17 protein-coding genes and 1 other annotated feature are annotated in these 18,265 nt (G+C 57.8%); of the genes, 4 read left to right on the forward strand and 13 right to left on the reverse strand.

Annotated features, from left to right (window positions below):
- From thrA to yjjY, 4 genes are all read right to left on the reverse strand, one after another.
- Entirely contained in the window at positions 1-2,463 is a 2,463-nt protein-coding gene (gene thrA, locus ACLH1I_RS15525) for a bifunctional aspartate kinase/homoserine dehydrogenase I (RefSeq protein ID WP_009309175.1), read from the reverse strand.
- 25 nt (positions 2,464-2,488) lie between these two features.
- Positions 2,489-2,606 (reverse strand) — a sequence feature (Thr leader region).
- Positions 2,545-2,613 carry a thr operon leader peptide gene (thrL, locus tag ACLH1I_RS15530; protein ID WP_004222578.1) on the reverse strand — a complete coding sequence of 23 codons (69 nt, stop codon included), beginning with the start codon at positions 2,611-2,613 and terminating at the stop codon, positions 2,545-2,547. Its footprint overlaps the feature before it by 62 nt.
- Before the next feature lie 211 nt (positions 2,614-2,824).
- Positions 2,825-3,511 (reverse strand): tRNA/rRNA methyltransferase, encoded by a 687-nt coding sequence (locus tag ACLH1I_RS15535; protein WP_004204223.1) that lies wholly within the window; start codon positions 3,509-3,511, stop codon positions 2,825-2,827.
- A gap of 397 nt (positions 3,512-3,908) precedes the next feature.
- The gene (gene yjjY, locus ACLH1I_RS15540; RefSeq protein ID WP_004146984.1) at positions 3,909-4,049 is read right to left on the reverse strand and encodes a protein YjjY; all 141 of its coding nucleotides are present in this window, start codon (positions 4,047-4,049) and stop codon (positions 3,909-3,911) included.
- Positions 4,050-4,144: 95 nt separating this feature from the next.
- Here yjjY and arcA point away from each other — a divergent pair, with 95 nt between their 5' ends.
- Positions 4,145-4,861, forward strand: coding sequence for a two-component system response regulator ArcA (gene arcA, locus ACLH1I_RS15545; protein ID WP_002887843.1), 717 nt, complete (start codon positions 4,145-4,147; stop codon positions 4,859-4,861).
- A 63-nt stretch (positions 4,862-4,924) separates the two neighbouring features.
- Here arcA and creD read toward each other — a convergent pair whose 3' ends face one another.
- From creD to creA, 4 genes are read right to left on the reverse strand one after another with little or no spacing between them, the layout of a single operon-like run.
- Complete coding sequence (gene creD / locus ACLH1I_RS15550) at positions 4,925-6,283, reverse strand: cell envelope integrity protein CreD (RefSeq protein ID WP_192796524.1); 1,359 nt, start codon at positions 6,281-6,283, stop codon at positions 4,925-4,927.
- 59 nt (positions 6,284-6,342) lie between these two features.
- A complete protein-coding gene (creC, locus tag ACLH1I_RS15555; RefSeq protein WP_017901225.1) occupies positions 6,343-7,767 on the reverse strand; it encodes a two-component system sensor histidine kinase CreC in 1,425 nt (474 codons plus the stop codon).
- The gene (creB, locus tag ACLH1I_RS15560; protein ID WP_032455528.1) at positions 7,767-8,456 is read right to left on the reverse strand and encodes a two-component system response regulator CreB; all 690 of its coding nucleotides are present in this window, start codon (positions 8,454-8,456) and stop codon (positions 7,767-7,769) included. Before creB ends, creC begins: the two co-directional genes overlap by 1 nt.
- A 12-nt stretch (positions 8,457-8,468) precedes the next feature.
- Positions 8,469-8,942, reverse strand: coding sequence for a protein CreA (creA, locus tag ACLH1I_RS15565; protein WP_004204218.1), 474 nt, complete (start codon positions 8,940-8,942; stop codon positions 8,469-8,471).
- Positions 8,943-9,151: 209 nt separating this feature from the next.
- On the opposite strand from creA, the gene robA reads away from it, so the two are divergent.
- Positions 9,152-10,021: an MDR efflux pump AcrAB transcriptional activator RobA gene (gene robA / locus ACLH1I_RS15570; RefSeq protein ID WP_004204217.1), complete on the forward strand. Its 870-nt coding sequence runs from the start codon at positions 9,152-9,154 to the stop codon at positions 10,019-10,021.
- Here robA and gpmB read toward each other — a convergent pair.
- Positions 10,018-10,665: a 2,3-diphosphoglycerate-dependent phosphoglycerate mutase GpmB gene (gene gpmB / locus ACLH1I_RS15575; protein ID WP_004204216.1), complete on the reverse strand. Its 648-nt coding sequence runs from the start codon at positions 10,663-10,665 to the stop codon at positions 10,018-10,020. The two genes, robA and gpmB, sit on opposite strands and share 4 nt — an antisense overlap.
- A gap of 113 nt (positions 10,666-10,778) precedes the next feature.
- Between gpmB and yjjX the strand changes: the two genes are divergently transcribed.
- Entirely contained in the window at positions 10,779-11,294 is a 516-nt protein-coding gene (gene yjjX / locus ACLH1I_RS15580) for an inosine/xanthosine triphosphatase (RefSeq protein ID WP_151629133.1), read from the forward strand.
- On the opposite strand, the gene trpR is transcribed toward yjjX, so the two are convergent.
- On the reverse strand, positions 11,281-11,610 hold the full coding sequence (gene trpR, locus ACLH1I_RS15585; RefSeq protein ID WP_004204213.1) for a trp operon repressor: 330 nt from the start codon (positions 11,608-11,610) through the stop codon (positions 11,281-11,283). The two genes, yjjX and trpR, sit on opposite strands and share 14 nt — an antisense overlap.
- Positions 11,611-11,698: 88 nt before the next feature.
- Positions 11,699-13,636 (reverse strand): murein transglycosylase, encoded by a 1,938-nt coding sequence (gene sltY, locus ACLH1I_RS15590; protein WP_198079793.1) that lies wholly within the window; start codon positions 13,634-13,636, stop codon positions 11,699-11,701.
- 228 nt (positions 13,637-13,864) lie between these two features.
- Between sltY and ettA the strand changes: the two genes are divergently transcribed.
- Positions 13,865-15,532: an energy-dependent translational throttle protein EttA gene (ettA, locus tag ACLH1I_RS15595; protein ID WP_004204211.1), complete on the forward strand. Its 1,668-nt coding sequence runs from the start codon at positions 13,865-13,867 to the stop codon at positions 15,530-15,532.
- Positions 15,533-15,625: 93 nt separating this feature from the next.
- Here the strand turns inward: ettA and nadR are convergent, their stop codons facing one another.
- Positions 15,626-16,858, reverse strand: a complete 1,233-nt coding sequence (nadR, locus tag ACLH1I_RS15600; RefSeq protein WP_004886547.1) for a multifunctional transcriptional regulator/nicotinamide-nucleotide adenylyltransferase/ribosylnicotinamide kinase NadR — start codon at positions 16,856-16,858, stop codon at positions 15,626-15,628.
- 21 nt (positions 16,859-16,879) lie between these two features.
- Positions 16,880-18,262: a DNA repair protein RadA gene (radA, locus tag ACLH1I_RS15605; RefSeq protein WP_002887800.1), complete on the reverse strand. Its 1,383-nt coding sequence runs from the start codon at positions 18,260-18,262 to the stop codon at positions 16,880-16,882.
- Positions 18,263-18,265 lie beyond the last annotated feature (3 nt).

Raw genomic sequence — 18,265 nt, forward strand, 5'->3', positions numbered from 1 at the left:
TTAAACTCCTAACTTCCAGGAAAGGGTGCGCAGCAGGTCGGCGAATACGCCGGCCGCCGTGACGTCGTTCCCGGCACCATAGCCGCGCAGCACCAGCGGCAATGGCTGATAATAGTGGCTGTAAAAGGCCAGCGCGTTCTCGCCATTTTTGACTTTGTACAGCGGATCGTTACCGTCAACGGCGGCAATTTTCACCCGGCAGGTACCATCCTCTTCGATGTTACCGACATAGCGCAAGACTTTACCTTCATCGCGCGCCTTAGCAATCCGCGAGGCGAACTCATCATCCAGCGACGGCAGGCGAGCCATAAAGGTCTCGACATCACCGCTGGCGTCGAAGTCCGCCGGCAGCGCCGACTCGACGATAATGTCCGACAGCTCCAGTTCACGTCCGGTCTCACGGGCCAGAATCAGCAGCTTACGCGCGACGTCCACCCCGGATAAATCGTCGCGCGGATCCGGCTCGGTATACCCCATCTCACGGGCCATTGCCGTCGCCGCCGAGAAACTCACCCCCTCATCCAGCTTGCCGAAGATAAACGACAGGGAGCCGGAAAGGATCCCGGAGAAATGGCGCAGTTCATCGCCGGCGTTGAGCAGGTTCTGCAGGTTCTCAATCACCGGCAGGCCAGCGCCAACGTTCGTGTCATAGAGGAACTTGCGGCGCGAGCTGCTCGCCGCGTGGCGCAGCTGATGATAGTAATCCAGTGAAGAGGTATTGGCCTTTTTATTCGGCGTGACCACATGGAACCCTTCGCGCAGGAAGTCGGCGTACTGATCGGCGACCGCCTGGCTGGAGGTACAGTCGACGATCACCGGATTCAGCAGGTGGTACTCTTTTACCAGGCGGATCAGGCGACCAAGATTAAAGGGTTCTTTCGCCTCCGCCAGCGCTTCACTCCAGTTTTCCAGATTCAGACCATGCACGCTGGTCAGCAGCGCCTGAGAGTTGGCCACGCCGCAAACGCGCAGATCGATATGTTTGCTCTTCAGCCAACCCTGCTGGCGTTTGATCTGCTCCAGCAGCGCGCCGCCGACGCCGCCGACGCCGATGACGAACACTTCGATCACCTGATCGGTGTTGAACAGCATCTGATGGGTCACGCGCACGCCGGTGGTAGCATCGTCATTGCTAACCACCACCGAAATGGAGCGCTCGGAGGAGCCCTGAGCAATCGCCACGATATTGATATTGGCGCGAGCCAGCGCGGCAAAAAACTTTGCCGAGATACCGCGCAGGGTGCGCATCCCGTCGCCCACCACCGAGATAATAGCCAGACGCTCCATAATGGCCAGCGGCTCCAGCAGTCCCTCTTTCAGCTCGAGGTAAAACTCATCTTCCATCGCCCGTTTGGCTCGCGCGCAGTCGCTCTGCGGCACGCAGAAACTGATGCTGTACTCGGAGGAGGATTGGGTGATCAGCACGACCGAGATGCCGGCGCGGGACATGGTGGCGAAGACGCGGGCGGCCATGCCGACCATGCCTTTCATCCCCGGCCCGGAAACGTTGAACATCGCCATGTTGTTGAGGTTAGAGATGCCTTTAACCGGCAGATCGTCCTCGTCGCGGCTGGCGCCGATGAGCGTTCCCGGCGCCTGCGGGTTGCCAGTATTTTTAATCAGACATGGGATTTGGAATTGGGCGATAGGGGCGATGGTGCGCGGGTGCAGCACTTTCGCGCCAAAATAGGAGAGCTCCATCGCCTCCTGATAAGACATCGATTTCAGCAGACGCGCATCCGGCACCTGGCGCGGGTCGCAAGTGTACACTCCGTCGACATCGGTCCAGATTTCGCAGCAATCGGCGCGCAGGCAGGCGGCCAGCACCGCAGCCGAATAGTCGGAGCCGTTGCGCCCCAGCACCACCAGCTCCCCCTTCTCATTGCCAGCGGTAAACCCGGCCATCAGGATCATATGGTCTGCCGGGATCTGGCTGGCGGCGATGCGGCGGGTGGATTCGGCGATATCGACCGTGGACTCCATGTAGTGACCAACGGCAAGCAGTTTTTCCACCGGGTTAATGACACTGACTTTATGACCACGGGCTTCCAGCAGACCCGCCATGATGGCGATGGAGAGCTTTTCGCCTCGGCAGATCAGCGCGGCATTGACGCTATCCGGGCACTGACCCAGCAGGCTAATACCGTGCAGGACATGCTTAATCTGAGCAAACTCCTGCTCAACAAAGGCTTTCAACTGGGCGAGCGGGAAAGCGGGCTGGGCGTCGGCAAGGCCCTGAAGAAGTTCGGCAAAAATGCGTTCAGCGTCGGCAATATTGGGGAGGGCATCCTGGCCGCCAATGGTCTTTTCAATCATCGCTACCAGATGGTTAGTGATCTTCGCCGGGGCAGACAGGACGGTCGCTACCTGCCCCTGCCTGGCATTACTCTCCAGAATATCGGCAACCCGCAGAAACCGTTCCGCATTTGCCACTGATGTACCGCCGAACTTCAACACTCGCATGGTTCTTACCCCTTGATCTCTTGTCAAAAAAAAAGCCCGCACTGTTCAGGTGCGGGCTTTTTTCTGTGTTTCCTGTACGCGTCAGCCCGCACCGTTACCTGTGGTAATGGTGGTGGTGATAATGGTGGTAATCATGCCGATGCGATTCATGGATGTTGTGTACTCTGTATTTTTATCTGTCTGTGTGTCCTGCCTATATTGGTTAAAGTATCTGCCGTCTTAAGTCAATGAATTTCTCAATTAACCCCATTTCAGCCGGCTTACGTATTGCGCCACCCCGACAAGAAAAAACACCCAGATTGGCGGAACACCTCCCGCAAAAACAGTACATACAACCATAAATAAAAAATATGACAGAACTTTATTCTGGTAGGTTTTTTTCAATATCATGCAGCAAACGATGCAACATTGCCGTGTCTCGCTGCTGCAGCAGCCCCAATCGTTGCGACAGCCAGTCGGCCAGTTTGGCATCGTCCTCCACGCCCAGACGCGAAAGCAAGGCCATGGTGCGGAGGCGCAACGCCTGCAGCTGATGATGGTCTGCCGCGGCAGCGGCGGGAGCCGATTGTTGCATAAGCGATGCTAATTGATAGCAGTAAACCATCACCGACTGACCGAGGTTCAGCGACGGATAATCCGCGACCATCGGCACGCCGGTCAGCACATCGGCCAGGGCCAGCTCCTCATTGGTCAATCCGGCGTCTTCACGGCCAAATACCAGCGCGGTATGGGTCATCCAGTTCGCCTTCTCCTCCAGCAGCGGCAACAACTGCTGCGGCGTGGCGTAATAGTGAAACCGCGCGCGACTGCGGGCGGTGGTGGCGACGGTAAAATCGACGTCGTGCAGCGCCTCAGCAAGGGTGGAATAGGTGGTGATGCCATCGAGGATGTCGCCTGAGCCGTGCGCCACCCAGCGTGCCGCCGGCGCCAGATGGGCTTCACTGTCCACGATCCGCAGATCGCGAAATCCCATGGTTTTCATCGCCCTGGCGGCGGCACCGACGTTCTCGGCCCGGGCAGGACCGACCAAAATAATCGTTAAACGCATTGCGGTTTCATTCTCTCTCTCAGGCGTTGTCTGAGGCGCGGAGCCCCCCATTTTACGCGGTGAAAATTTACAAATTTGCAACAAAAATCACTAAAATTGCGTTTTCTTACCCATAAAAAAATCTAAACTGTTCTCAGGAGGCCATGACAAGGAGTATGTTAACAGAACCCATTTATCCATATGATGGGCAATGAAATTTCATCTGACGCATCGTTCCAGACATTGGATTCACTGTATTTATTAATTTATCCACGCAACTAGTTGAGCCGGGTAAAGATTGTGACTATAAAGAGCATGGCGATGCAATGATTTCACAAGACTGTTAACGTGCTACAATTGAACTTGATATATGTCAACGAAGCGTAGTTTTATTGGGTGTTCGGCCTCTCTTAGCCTGTTATGTTGCTGTTAAAATGGTTAGGATGTCAGCCGTTTTTGACACCGTCGGGTCCAGAGGGAAAGTACCCACGACCAAGCTAATGATGTTGTTGACGTTGATGGAAAGTGCATCAAGAACGCAATTACGTACTTTAGTCATGTTACGCCGCGCATGTTAATTTGCGACATGCACCAGGCAGGTCAGGGACTTTGGTACTTCCTGTTTCGATTTAGTTGGCAATTTAGGTAGCAAACATGCAGACCCCGCACATTCTTATCGTTGAAGACGAGTTGGTAACACGCAACACGTTAAAAAGTATTTTCGAAGCAGAAGGTTACGATGTATTCGAAGCGACCGATGGCGCGGAAATGCATCAGATCCTGTCTGAAAATGATATCAACCTGGTGATCATGGATATCAACCTGCCGGGTAAAAATGGTCTTCTGCTGGCGCGCGAGCTGCGCGAGCAGGCCGACGTCGCGCTGATGTTCTTAACCGGCCGCGACAACGAAGTGGATAAGATCCTTGGCCTCGAAATCGGCGCTGACGACTATATCACTAAACCGTTTAACCCGCGTGAACTGACTATCCGCGCGCGCAACCTGCTCTCCCGTACCATGAACCTCGGTACCGTGAGCGAAGAGCGTCGCAGCGTGGAAAGCTACAAGTTCAACGGCTGGGAACTCGATATCAACAGCCGTTCCCTGGTTAGCCCGAACGGCGAACAGTACAAGCTGCCGCGCAGTGAATTCCGCGCGATGCTGCACTTCTGCGAAAACCCGGGCAAAATTCAGTCTCGTGCCGAGCTGCTGAAGAAAATGACCGGTCGCGAGCTGAAGCCGCATGACCGTACCGTTGACGTGACCATTCGTCGGATTCGTAAACACTTCGAATCCACTCCGGATACTCCGGAAATCATCGCTACCATTCACGGTGAAGGTTACCGTTTCTGTGGCGATCTGCAGGAATAATGCGAGTTATTCCGCAGCTATGATGTGAAAACGGCGCCCCGAGGGCGCCGTTTTTTTATGCCGTCACTCTTTCCACAGGCGCAGTTTGTCGTCATCGGCAGACGGCGGCGGAGGCGCACTGCCTTTCGGTAACGATAACGCATACCAGTCCACTCGCCGGGTCAAAAACATCAGAATGCTCAGCGCCAGCGCCAGCACACCGGTCCCTAACAGCAGCGCGCTGTCCTCGGAGTGCAGCAGAAACCACATCACCCCATCCAGCAGCAGCAGCGCGGCGACAAACAGCAGGCTGTTGCGCCATCCCCTGAGCACCGCCTGGAGGTAGATCCCATTCATCACCGCGCCGCACAGACTGGCGGCCAGCCAGGCGGCGGTAAATCCAATGTGCTCCGAAAGCGCCAGCAGCACCAGGTAAAACAGCACCAGCGATAAGCCCACCAGCAAATATTGCATCGGATGCAGGGGTCGATGGGTCAGGCTCTCGAAAGCGAAAAAGGCCATAAACGTCAGCCCGATTAACAGGATGGCATATTTTGTCGCCCGATCGGTTAGCTGGTACTGGTCGGCAAGCGACATGACATCGGCACTGAACGCCGGTAAGCGCGACCACGGGATCTCCATATCATCCTTGAAATAGCTGCCCATATCATTGGCGAACCAGCTGCTTTGCCAGTGGGCGCGATAGCCGGCAGCATTCACTTCGCGTTTCGTTGGCAGGAAGCTGCCGAGAAAGCCGGGATGCGGCCAGTTACTGGTCAGCTGCAGCTCGCTGTTGCGCCCGAGCGGCGCCAGTGAAAATGCGCCCGTTCCGTTCAGATCGAGCGAAAAAGCAATCTCAAGCGGTTTGTTGTCCTCCGCTAGCGCAGGCATCGGCATATGGATGCCCGCCCCATCGCCGCTGATCCCCAGCCCTGGTTCCACGCTTAATACGCTGCCGTTAACCTTCGGGGCGTGGATGGCGCCAATGCCGCGGGCATCGCCGACGCTCACCACCAGCCGCGGCAGGCCCAGGGTGATATGCGTTTTTCGCAGCGACGCCAGACGCAGCGGATCGAAGGTGGCCTTAATCTGCAGGACGTTATGCCATACCTGCCCGCTGTAGATGCCCACCCTTCTCGACTCCACGGTCTGTTTGCCGGTGACCGCCAGCGACTCCGGCAGCCAGTAGTACACCCAGCTACGCTGATAGGCGACCTCTTTTTGGTTTTCCCTGCGGGTCAGCGTCTCGGTTACCGGAATAGCGATCAGCGGCCCGGCGAGTTTTTGCGAACCGCTGGTGCTCTGCTCAATGGCGTCCACTACCTCGCTGCGATAATCAGCCCGCTCATTGATGAGCTCCCTGACCATCATTAAAGGTAGAGATAACAGCACAATACAGCCTATTAGCGTGGTGATTTTCCAGAATAACGGTGATTTCAACATAGCTTTCTCCCTATCGTGATGGCCTCACCATAGGGCGGCTGTGTGGGGAGAATTTGAAGCTATGTGAAGGGACGGTGAAGTCTCAGCGTAGCGACCACGCCGCCTTCGGGCCGATTGCGCAGACGGATATCGCCATGATGCAGGCGCGCCACTTCACGAACGAAGGCCAGCCCAAGGCCGCTGCTCTTGTGGCCGTCTTCACGCGGTAGCGAGTAGAACCGCTCAAAGATCCGCGTCAGGGCATAGTCCGGAATACCGCATCCGTTATCCGTTACGCTCAGTTGCACCTCTGCATTTCGTTTCTCTACCCCCAGGGCGATCTCGCCGCCCTGGGGGGTAAAATCAATCGCGTTGTCGAGCAGATTACCCAGCGCCTGGGCCAGCAGTTCGCCATCGCCATTGACCAGCATCCCACTCGCCTGCCAGCGCAGAGTAATGGCTTTCGCCGCCAGGGCGATGTCGCGCTCCTCCGCCAGGCGTTGGTATAGCGCATCTATCGACACCGGCTGTAGCTTTATCTCCAGCCGGCTTTCCAGTCGCGCCTGCTGGAGTAACCGCTCCACCAGCAGCTGCATGCGGGTGTTCTGCGCAAGGATATTCTCAGTAAACCGCGCCGCCACCGCAGGCGGCGGCCCTTCGCGCAGAATCTCCGCCGCACCGCGAATAGCCGCCAGCGGACTTTTCAGCTCGTGCGTCAGGTCATAGACATAGTTTTCGATGGCGTTTTTGCCTTCGAGCTTCACCCGCATGCTCTCCAGCGCCTGGGCCAGCTTACGCAGTTCGCTGCTGCCGACCTCCGGCAACGGCAGCGGGCGGTCAGCGGTCACGGAGTCCGCATAGCGCACCAGCTTACCGATAGAGAAATTGATCCACCAGACGACGCCGCAGCCGATCAACAGCGCAATGCCCAGCAGGGCGCCGCCGGCCCAGAGGATCCGCCGCTCGCTGCGCTTAATGACCGGCGTCATCGCCAGGTTGGGTTTACCGACGCTCAGCACGCCGATAATCCGCCCCTTATCCATCACCGGCGCGGCGATATACATCACCGAGCTGGCTTCATCATGCGGATCGCTGCGCGAACTGCGCGCGCCATACTGCCCGCGCAGGGTGAGCCAGACGTCGTTCCAGCGTGAATAGTCCTGCCCTGTCGCCTCTCCACTGGAGTCAAACACGACCTTGCCCCGGGCATCGGTCAGATAGACGCGGTACTCATTACGCACCTTTTTAATTCCGCCAATGTTGGCGTTTAGCCGCTGCTGGTTGAGCTGTTGAAAGGCCTGCGCCAGCCTGCCCTGCTGCGGGTTTGCCGCCAGCAGGTCCTCACGCGCCAGCGCCGCCAGCAGGGTGGCGGTATCGTTGAGGGTCCCCTCCGTCGCCCGGCGCACGCCCGGCTTCACTTCCTGGACAAAGATCGACAGTACAAACCACGCGGCGATCGCGACGATAAGGAAATAGCCCAGCAGCAGGCGCATGCCGATGCGCATCAGCTGCGCCCCAGGCTGTAGCCCATCCCGCGATGGGTATTGATTGGCGACAAATCAGGATTCACGGCCCGCAGTTTAGCGCGCAGGGTTTTGATGTGGGTGTCGACGGTGCGGTCGAGGCTTTCCCAGGCATCGCTCCATACCCGCTCCATCAGCTGCTGACGGGAGAAAACGCGACCGGGCGCGTGAAGCAAAGTTTTCAACAGCAGAAATTCATAGCGCGTCAGGTTCAGGGGCTGGCCGAACCAGCTTATCGACGCCGCCTGCTCGTCAAGCACAAACTCGCCGACGCGAACTACCGACGAAGGTGCGGCAAATTTTTGCAGCCGTCGCAGCACGCTGCGCACCCGCGCGCAAACTTCGCGCGGCGAAAACGGCTTGGCGATGTAATCGTCAGCGCCGATTTCCAGCCCCAGCAGCTTATCGACCTCATCGCTCCGCGCCGTGAGAAACAGCACCGGCAGCGCCGGAAAGCGCGTCAGCAGGCGCCGACAGAGCTCGAAGCCGCTGATATCCGGCAAGCCAACGTCGAGGATGGCGACATCGGGTGCCTGATACGCCGCAGCCTCCAGCGCGGGCAACCCGCGGTCGAAGACGGTGACCTGGAAGCCCTCCTGCTGGAGCATATAAACCAGGGTATCGGCAATACTCTGTTCATCCTCAACTAACCAAATCCGTGGCTGCTGCATGCGCGCTCCCGTTTATTTATTCCAGGGCATAATCGGCACGGCGCTGATGGCGTTCTTCGGCGAACCATCAACTACTTTATCCGAATAGGTCAGGTAGACCAGCGCATTGCGTTTCGCATCATAGAAGCGAACGACCTGTAGCTTTTTAAATACTAACGAGGTGCGCTTCTGGAACACCACGTCACCCTGGCTTTTGCCATTTTTGATTTTGTCCGTCAGCTCAATCGGCCCGACCTGCTGGCAGGAGATGGCCGCGTCGGAGGTATCCTCCGCCAGCCCCAGGCCGCCTTTGATCCCGCCGGTTTTCGCCCGGCTGATATAGCAGGTCACGTTCTGTACATCCGGATCGTCAAAGGCTTCGACGACAATTTTGTGATCCGGTCCTAACCATTTGAAGACCGTATCCACGGAACCAATCTGCTCCGCCTGAGCAATCTGACAGCCGGCCAGCAACAGCAGGCCCATCGCAAACTTCTTGTATTTCATATTGTTACCATTATTAAAAAATATAGCTAAGTGATTATCACGGACCTAGCAGAAAAGGTTTATAGATCACAGCTTTACAAAATTATCGTTCAGATCCACTGACCTACCGCATTTAAAAGCAAAAAAAACACTGAATGCTAAAACATCAAAAAATGCTATTATCCGCTACTTTAATATCAGGCACCTGTGTTTAAGGATGGGGACATTTTATGGATCAAGCAGGGATTATTCGCGATCTCCTTAGCTGGCTGGAAGGTCACCTGGATCAGCCGCTTTCTCTGGACAATGTGGCGGCGAAGGCAGGTTATTCCAAGTGGCATCTGCAGCGAATGTTTAAGGATGTCACCGGCCACGCTATCGGTGCCTATATTCGCGCGCGCCGGTTGTCGAAATCAGCTGTCGCATTACGCCTTACCGCCCGTCCAATCCTTGATATTGCGCTGCAGTACCGTTTCGACTCCCAGCAGACCTTCACCCGTGCGTTCAAGAAGCAATTCTCGCTGACGCCGGCTCTCTACCGCCGCTCGCCGGACTGGAGCTCGTTCGGTATGCGTCCGCCGCTACGTCTTGGCGAGTTTACCCTGCCGAAACATGAATTTGTCGCCCTACCCACGACTCAACTGCTCGGTGTGACTCAGAGCTATACCTGTAAGCTGGAGGAAATCTCCGACTTCCGCAACCAGATGCGGGTCCAGTTCTGGCGAGATTTCCTCGGCAACTCGCCGTCGATCCCCCCGGTGCTCTACGGGCTGCATGAACCGCGTCCGAGCCTGGAGAAAGACGATGAGCAGGAAGTGTTCTATACCACCGCGCTGACGCCGGAGATGGCTAACGGCCACCTGCAGAACGCCCATCCGGTGACGCTGGAGGGCGGCGAGTATGTCATGTTTACGTATGAAGGGCTGGGTACCGGCCTGCAGGAATTCATCCTGACGGTCTACGGCACCTGCATGCCGATGCTGAACCTGACGCGCCGCAAGGGGCTGGATATTGAACGCTTCTATCCTGAAGATGAAAGCCGGGATCAGGCCACGCCGATTCAGTTGCGCTGCGAGTATCTGATCCCGATCCGCCGTTAACGCTGCAGCTCGTCCATCGCGGGGGCGTCAAGATGCGAGACGTCGCCCGCCGTTTCTACCACCCAGCCGGAAGCCAGCCACGGGCTTTGCTGATAATCGACGCGCGAGATCGAGCAGTTGCGCAGGCGCAGACGACGCTCTGCGTATGCCGGCAGCCCTAAAATCGTACTCACCAGGCAGCCCAGCGCGATACCATGACTCACCAGCAGCGGTCGACTACCGGCCGGTAATTCCAGACAGGCGGCCAGCGCCGCATGCATACGTTCGCTAAGCTCCTGCATCGATTCGCCCTGCGGAATGCGACCATCCGGCGTGCCGTTGACCAACTGGCGGCGCCAGCCCTCTTCTTCTTCGCTGAGCGAGTCAATATGGCGCTTCTCCAGCACCCCCATATCCAGCTCGCGCAGGCGCGCATCAGCGATCACGCTGCAGCCGCAGGCTTCGGCGATAATCTCTGCTGTGCGACGGGTTCGCCCCAGATCGCTGGTAATGATATGGGTGATCCCCAGCGTTCTGGCGCGCTCGCCAACCTGCCAGGCCTGGCGCTCACCGTGTGCGGTCAGCGGGCTGTCGGACTGACCCTGAATACGTCGCTCGGCGTTCCACTGCGTTTCACCGTGGCGAACAAGGTATACCTGTAACATGCTTTTTTTCCGTTCTGAACTCGTTATCGACCGCTTGCGGGCATTACCGACTGCCCTGAGGGTGATTTAGAGTATACTGCGATGACGTTAGTTTATTCTGAGTTGTTTTGATTATGCACCATGTTGTCTCAGCGACCACTAATCCCGCCAAAATTCAGGCAATTCTGCAGGCTTTTGACGAGATTTTCGGCGAAGGATCCTGCCACATTGAGTCCGTCTCCGTCGAGAGCGGCGTGCCGGAACAGCCCTTCGGCAGCGAGGAAACGCGCGCTGGCGCACGAAATCGCGTCGCCAATGCGCGCCTTGCCCAGCCCCATGCCGATTTCTGGGTCGCCATCGAAGCCGGAATTGACGATGACAGTACCTTTAGCTGGGTGGTCATCGAAAGCGCCAGCCAGCGCGGAGAAGCGCGCTCAGCCACGCTGCCGTTGCCTGACGTTATTCTTGAGCAGGTTCGCGCTGGCGAAGCCCTCGGGCCGGTCATGTCGCAGTATACCGGCATCGTTCAGATTGGTCGTAAAGAGGGAGCGATTGGGGTTTTCACCGGCGGCAAATTAACCCGCAGCAGCGTTTACCATCAGGCGGTCGTGCTGGCGTTAAGCCCGTTCCACAACGCTATTTATCGCTAGCCAACAGCGTCTGCTCCAGCCACTGGCGCAGCTCAACCGGCGCCGACTTCAGGCTGTTGGACCCGCGGGTAATGGTCGCAATGCCGGCACCGAGCTCATTTTTCAGCTCGCGCTGGCTCATCTCACCGCGCAGCAGCTCTTCGATAATGCGCACCCGAGTCCCCAGCGCTTCACGCTCATCAGGGGTCAGCATGAGCTGCAGCAACGGTAGATGCAGATCCTGCGCATAGGCCTGCTGTAGCAGCGCCACAAAGCGCAGCCACTCCTGATGACGTTGTTCGGCAACGGCCGCGGAATAGGGAGATTGTTGGGTCATATCGCGCCACCATATTGAGACGGGCAGCTTACGCTGCCCGTCGAATGTACTCATCAACGAGTACAAAGCATAACATACTTCCCGGCGATCAGTAACGCTGCCGCCACTCCGCATCGCTGAAGAGCTTATCCTGCTGTCCCATAAAGTAGCGATAGTAGGCGTCATAGGAGAGGACATTCTTCACGTAGCCGCGTGTTTCCGAGAACGGAATACTCTCGACAAACGCCACGGCGTCGATCCGTCCGGCGCTGTTCCCCTGCCAGGTGCGTACCCGACCCGGCCCGGCGTTATAGGCCGCCGAGGCGTAGATGCGGTTATTACCGAACTGCTGGTAAACGTACTGCAGATAGCTGGTGCCGATGTTGATGTTGGTTTCCGGATCCAACAGCTGCGACGGGCCGCTGTAGCCGGGAATGCTGAACATGCTGACGGTATGCGTCGCGGTGCCCGGCATAATCTGCATCAGCCCGCTGGCGCCGACCGGCGAGCGCACTTTCGGGTTCCAGGCGCTCTCCTGGCGGGCAATCGCCATCGCGTAGCTCTGCGGAATATCTTTACCGCTGATATAGCGGGCAAACAGATCGTTATAGGCCAGCGGGAAGCGCTCCTCCAGCTGATCCCACAGTTTGCCGGCGATCGTCGCCTGTACGCTCAGATCCCACCAGTGTTGATCAAAAGCGTAACGCGCCAGCTGCGCCTGCTGGGATTTACTACGGCTGGTGACCAGGTTCGCCCATTCAGTGCGCGCGGTGTTATCCATATTCCAGTACATTAGCTCGCGCACCCGGGCCATCTCCGGACCGGAGGCCAGCGCCGGATCGAGCGTGCCAATCGCTTTATCAATGCGGAGGGTATACTCCTCGCCGAGACGCTGCGCAGCGACCATCGGGTAGAAACCCCGCTGCTGCATCAACGACCGGAGGATCGCCTGCGCTTCCTCGTCCCTGCCGCGCTCCAGCAACAGATCCGCCTGCCAGTAGCGCCATTCGTCTTTCTCTTTCGCCTCCATCGGCAGGCGCGCCAGCCAGGTATTCAGACCATGGCGATCGCCCGTCCCCAGCGCCATCCGTACCCGCCGCTCCACCAGCGGCGTGGACTGCGAGCGCATAATCGCATCGTCGCGCCAGATGGCCTGCTCTTCGGTCACATCGTTCCCCATCAGGCGCCAGGCGACAATATCGCTTAGCTCCTGGGTCTGATCCTCATTGAGCTGCTGGGCCTGCACCAGCGAAGGGATCATCAAACGGGCATTTTCCACATCCTGACGGGCGACGCTGGCGAAAGCGACGGCGGCCATCTGGCGGGTAAAGTCCGTCGCCCCGGTGGTGCGGGCAAAGGTCAGAACGCTGTTAGGATCGTTAGCCAGGGCGACCACGGCGCTGGCGATGCTCTGGTAGTTGGCAGGCATCTGCTGGGCCAGCGATTTCACCAACCCAATATTGCCGGCCTTCATCGCCAGGCGGATCCGTTCGAGATAGGCCAGCGGATCCTGTTGGCCGGAGTCGCGCCAGGCGCTGAACAGCGGTTCACAGGCGCCGGGCTGGTTCTTGCCCGTCAGCCAGAGCGCTTTCGCTCCGCTCCAGGCCTCCTGCGACTGACCCACGCTCAGTTTGGCGTAGTAGTAGTTGCACTGCGCCTCGGTGCTGGTCGGCTTATCGGGGCTAAACGCCAGCAAGCCGCGCCAGTCGCTGCGACGGGCCAGTTCATTCACGAAGCGCGAACGTAATGAACGCGCCGGGGGCAGCGTCGGGTTGGCGTCAATAAAGTTTTTCACCACCAGCGCCGGCTGGTTCATCAGATCGTCGGTAATCTGCCGGTACTGCAAATAGGGATACAGGGGATAGGTGCTTAACGTGGGCATCAGCTGGTCAACCACATCCATCTGCCGGTTATCCCACGCCTGCTTAATTTGTGCGTAGCGGCTGCGCTGTTCATCCAGTGAATCCGCATGCGCCAGCTGACTCAACGCCAACAGACCAACGCTGGCAGCCAAAAGATGCCACGCCATTTTTTTGGCTTTTTCCACAAGCTCTTCCTCTTTCAGGTGCATTTTCGCAGCATCGTGCCGCTTAAAAGCCCCTGCCGGTTCGGCAGGCGGCTTTACTTATGCTAATCAGACAACGCTAAACGCGCCATGTCCTGAACATTTTTTTACGCTTCTGTGAATCCTGTCGCCTCGCTGGGATTAGCGCGCGAAAAAGGCTACACTTCGGCTTTGAACTATCTATCAAAATAGAAAGAGGCGAAGTCCAACGTGGCTCAATTCGTTTATACCATGCATCGTGTCGGCAAAGTGGTTCCGCCGAAACGTCATATTTTGAAAAATATCTCCCTCAGCTTTTTCCCTGGCGCGAAAATCGGTGTGCTCGGTCTGAACGGCGCCGGTAAATCTACCCTGCTGCGCATCATGGCCGGTATCGACACCGAGATCGAAGGTGAAGCGCGTCCGCAGCCCGGCATTAAAATTGGCTACCTGCCGCAGGAGCCGCAGCTCAACCCGGAGCACACCGTGCGCGAGTCCGTGGAAGAAGCGGTCGCCGAAGTGGTTAACGCGCTGAAGGGTCTGGACGAAGTCTATGCCAAATACGCCGAGCCGGATGCGGACTTCGATAAGCTTGCCGCACAGCAAGGCAAGTTCGAAGAGATTATCCAGGCGCACGACGGCCACAACCTGAACGTGCAGCTGGAGCGCGCGGCCGACGCCCTGCGCCTGCCGGACTGGGATGCGAAAATCGCTAATCTTTCCGGTGGTGAACGCCGCCGCGTCGCGCTGTGCCGCCTGCTGCTGGAAAAACCGGATATGCTGCTGCTCGACGAACCGACTAACCACCTCGACGCCGAGTCCGTCGCCTGGCTGGAACGCTTCCTGCACGATTTCGAAGGCACCGTGGTGGCGATTACCCACGACCGTTACTTCCTCGATAACGTCGCCGGCTGGATCCTCGAACTTGACCGCGGCGAAGGTATTCCGTGGGAAGGCAACTACTCCTCCTGGCTGGAGCAGAAAGATCAGCGTCTGGCGCAGGAAGCTTCTCAGGAAGCCGCACGTCGCAAATCCATCGAGAAAGAGCTCGAGTGGGTACGCCAGGGCGCGAAAGGCCGTCAGTCTAAGGGCAAAGCCCGTCTGGCGCGCTTTGAAGAGCTTAACAACGTTGAATACCAGAAACGTAACGAGACCAACGAACTGTTCATTCCGCCAGGCCCGCGTCTGGGCGATAAAGTTCTGGAAGTCAGCCATCTGCGCAAATCCTACGGCGACCGCGTGCTGATCGACGATCTGAGCTTCTCGGTACCGAAAGGCGCTATCGTCGGCATCATCGGTCCGAACGGCGCGGGTAAATCCACCCTCTTCCGCATGATGTCTGGCCAGGAACAGCCAGATTCCGGCACCATCACCCTGGGTGAAACCGTTAAGCTGGCTTCCGTCGATCAGTTCCGCGACGCGATGGACAACAGCAAAACCGTGTGGGAAGAAGTGTCCGGCGGCCTGGATATCATGAAGATCGGCAACACCGAGATGCCGAGCCGCGCCTACGTGGGCCGCTTTAACTTCAAAGGCGTCGACCAGGGTAAACGCGTTGGCGAGCTGTCCGGCGGTGAACGCGGTCGTCTGCACCTGGCGAAGCTGCTGCAGGTCGGCGGTAACGTCCTGCTGCTCGATGAACCGACCAACGACCTGGATATCGAAACCCTGCGCGCCCTGGAAAACGCCCTGCTGGAGTTCCCGGGCTGCGCGATGGTTATCTCGCACGACCGCTGGTTCCTTGACCGTATTGCCACCCACATTCTGGATTACCAGGATGAAGGTAAGGTGGAGTTCTTCGAAGGTAACTTTACCGAGTACGAAGAGTACAAGAAACGCACTCTCGGCGCCGACGCGCTGGAGCCCAAGCGAATCAAGTACAAACGTATCTCAAAATAAAATGCAAAAAGGCAACGCAAGTTGCCTTTTTTAGGGTTTGCTCCCTCTCCCACCGGGAGAGGGCCGGGGTGAGGGCAACAGCCTGCAGAGGACCTACCCCTGCTCCCCCATCAGCTGCTTCACCAGCTCGACGCAGCGCAGAAAGCGCGTATCGTAGTCCGACTCCTTCACATGGACGAACTCGATCTCGTTCTCTTTCAGCAGCGACACCAGCAGCGACTGAAACTCTTTACGATCCACCGAACTCCCAAGACTGCGTAACCCATCAGCCACCCACGGGGTGTTGTTCTCCAGCAGGATCACCAGGTCAAAGCGGTATTCATCAATCAGCGCCTGCACGAACGGGTGCTCACGCCCCTCGTACTTCAGACAGAACGCCTGAGTGCTGACGAAGTCGGTATCGATAAATGCCACCTTGTTGGCATATTTCACTGCGAAATCAATATACTGGGCATGCCCGAGGGCAATTTTATCGTAATCAGAATACTGGAGCGCCATCTCATCGCCGCCGAGATGCGAAAAGACATAATCCCGGCCATATTCCCAGGCGCTGGTAGTATTGAAGATATTGGCGAGCTTATTGACCAGCGTTGATTTACCGCTCGACTCGCCGCCGAGGATCGCCACCGTCCGCACAAAGAACGGTTTCACTTCCGTCGGAATATATTCCCAGTAGCGGAACGGGTTCTCGCGGATCTGGCCGCCGCTAATATTCATAAAGGTCCGCTTAGGATCGATAAGCACCGTCTCGATCCCCAGATGCTCAAGGTACTGCGGCGCATCGGCCTCTTCCGAGGTATAGATCCGGTTCGGCTCGATCCCTTTTTCGCTCATAAAAGCGCGGATCCCATGACTCCACACATCCCAGCCGTGCGGATAGGGCTCCATCCCCTCTTCATTGAACGCATGGATGCGAATATTCTTCTGATATTTAAAGGTCTGCAGCAGCCAGCGCAGGCGGTCAGGCACCGTTGGCTGCTGCGACATGGCGCTCTCTTCAAACAGCTCGCGGTCGCGGGTATCGTCATAACCCATGATGATATGCAGCTCATCGACCTGGCTACAGGCGCGTTGAATCAAATAGATGTGCCCGGTATGCAGCGGGTAAAACTTACCAAACACCACGCCGACGCTTTTCTGTCGGCGGGGAAACTCCAGCCCGAGGAAGCGATGCAGCGCTTCAAGCTTCTGCGCGCTCGGGCTTTTGATTTTGGCGTTCAACAGCTGGCTGAGATACCCCTTGGTCATCCCGCTGGCTTCCGCCACCTGCTGCAGGGTACAGCCTTTCTGCTTTATGGCGCTTTTTAAATAGTCAAATGACGACATCGCTAATCTCCTTTTAACTTATTATAAGTCGTCAAAAACGCTTAGCGCGTCTGAAAGCTTTTTCACACCAAAGATTTGCATGCCTTCCGGCACTTTTTTCGGCACATTGGCCGCCGGGACGATGGCGCGGCGGAAGCCATGCTTCGCTGCTTCGGAGATACGCTCCTGACCGCTCGGCACCGGGCGAATTTCGCCGGCCAGCCCCACTTCGCCAAAGACCACCAGGTCCTGCGGCAGCGGGCGATCGCGCAGGCTGGAGACCATCGCCAGCAGTAGCGCCAGATCGGCGCTGGTTTCCGTGACCTTCACCCCGCCGACCACGTTGACGAAAACGTCCTGATCGGCCATCTGCAGGCCGCCGTGGCGATGCAGCACCGCCAGCAGGATCGCCAGACGGTTCTGTTCCAGCCCCACCGCCACGCGGCGCGGGTTGGACATCATCGAGTGATCCACCAGCGCCTGGATCTCCACCAGCAGCGGGCGGGTCCCTTCCCAGACCACCATCACCGAGCTGCCGGAGGTGATTTCATCTCCCCGGCTGAGGAAGATAGCGGACGGGTTGCTCACTTCGCGCAGCCCCTGCTCGGTCATGGCGAAAACGCCCAGCTCATTCACCGCGCCAAAGCGGTTTTTGTGGCTGCGCAGAGTGCGGAAGCGGGAGTCGGCATCGCCGTCCAGCAGCACCGAGCAGTCAATACAGTGCTCCAGCACCTTCGGGCCGGCCAGCGAACCGTCTTTGGTGACGTGGCCGACCATAACGATCGCCACGCCGCGAGTTTTGGCAAAGCGCGTCAGATAGGCCGCCGTTTCACGTACCTGGGCGACGCTGCCCGGCGACGACTGAACGTCGGCCATATGCATCACCTGGATTGAGTCGATCACCATCAGCTGCGGTTTTTCTTCATCGGCAATCTGACAGATCTGCTCAATGCTGGTTTCCGAGAGCATGTTCAGGTTCGCCGTCGGCAGCCCAAGGCGATGGGCGCGCATCGCCACCTGCTGAAGGGACTCCTCCCCGGTGACGTACAGCGTTTTCATCCCTTCCGCCAGCTTGCACAAAGTCTGCAGCAGCAGGGTCGATTTCCCCGCGCCGGGGTTGCCGCCAATCAGGATCGCGCTGCCCGGCACCACGCCGCCGCCGAGTACGCGATCGAACTCTTTAAACCCGGTGGAGAAACGCGGCAGCGCTTCCAGGCTGATGTCTGACAGCTTCTGCACCTTCGAGACGCCGGCGTTACCGGCGTAGCCTGACAAACGCTCGTTTCTCGCCACCTGCGGCGACGCGGCGATGCGCATCTCGGTGATGGTATTCCAGGCATGGCAGGCGCTGCATTGCCCCTGCCACCGCGGATAATCCGCACCACATTCATTACAGACAAATGCGCGTTTTGGAGCTTTCGCCACGTT

The sequence above is a fragment of the Klebsiella sp. 1SOBk10mer genome (assembly GCF_046602535.1).
GTDB lineage: Bacteria > Pseudomonadota > Gammaproteobacteria > Enterobacterales > Enterobacteriaceae > Klebsiella > Klebsiella quasipneumoniae.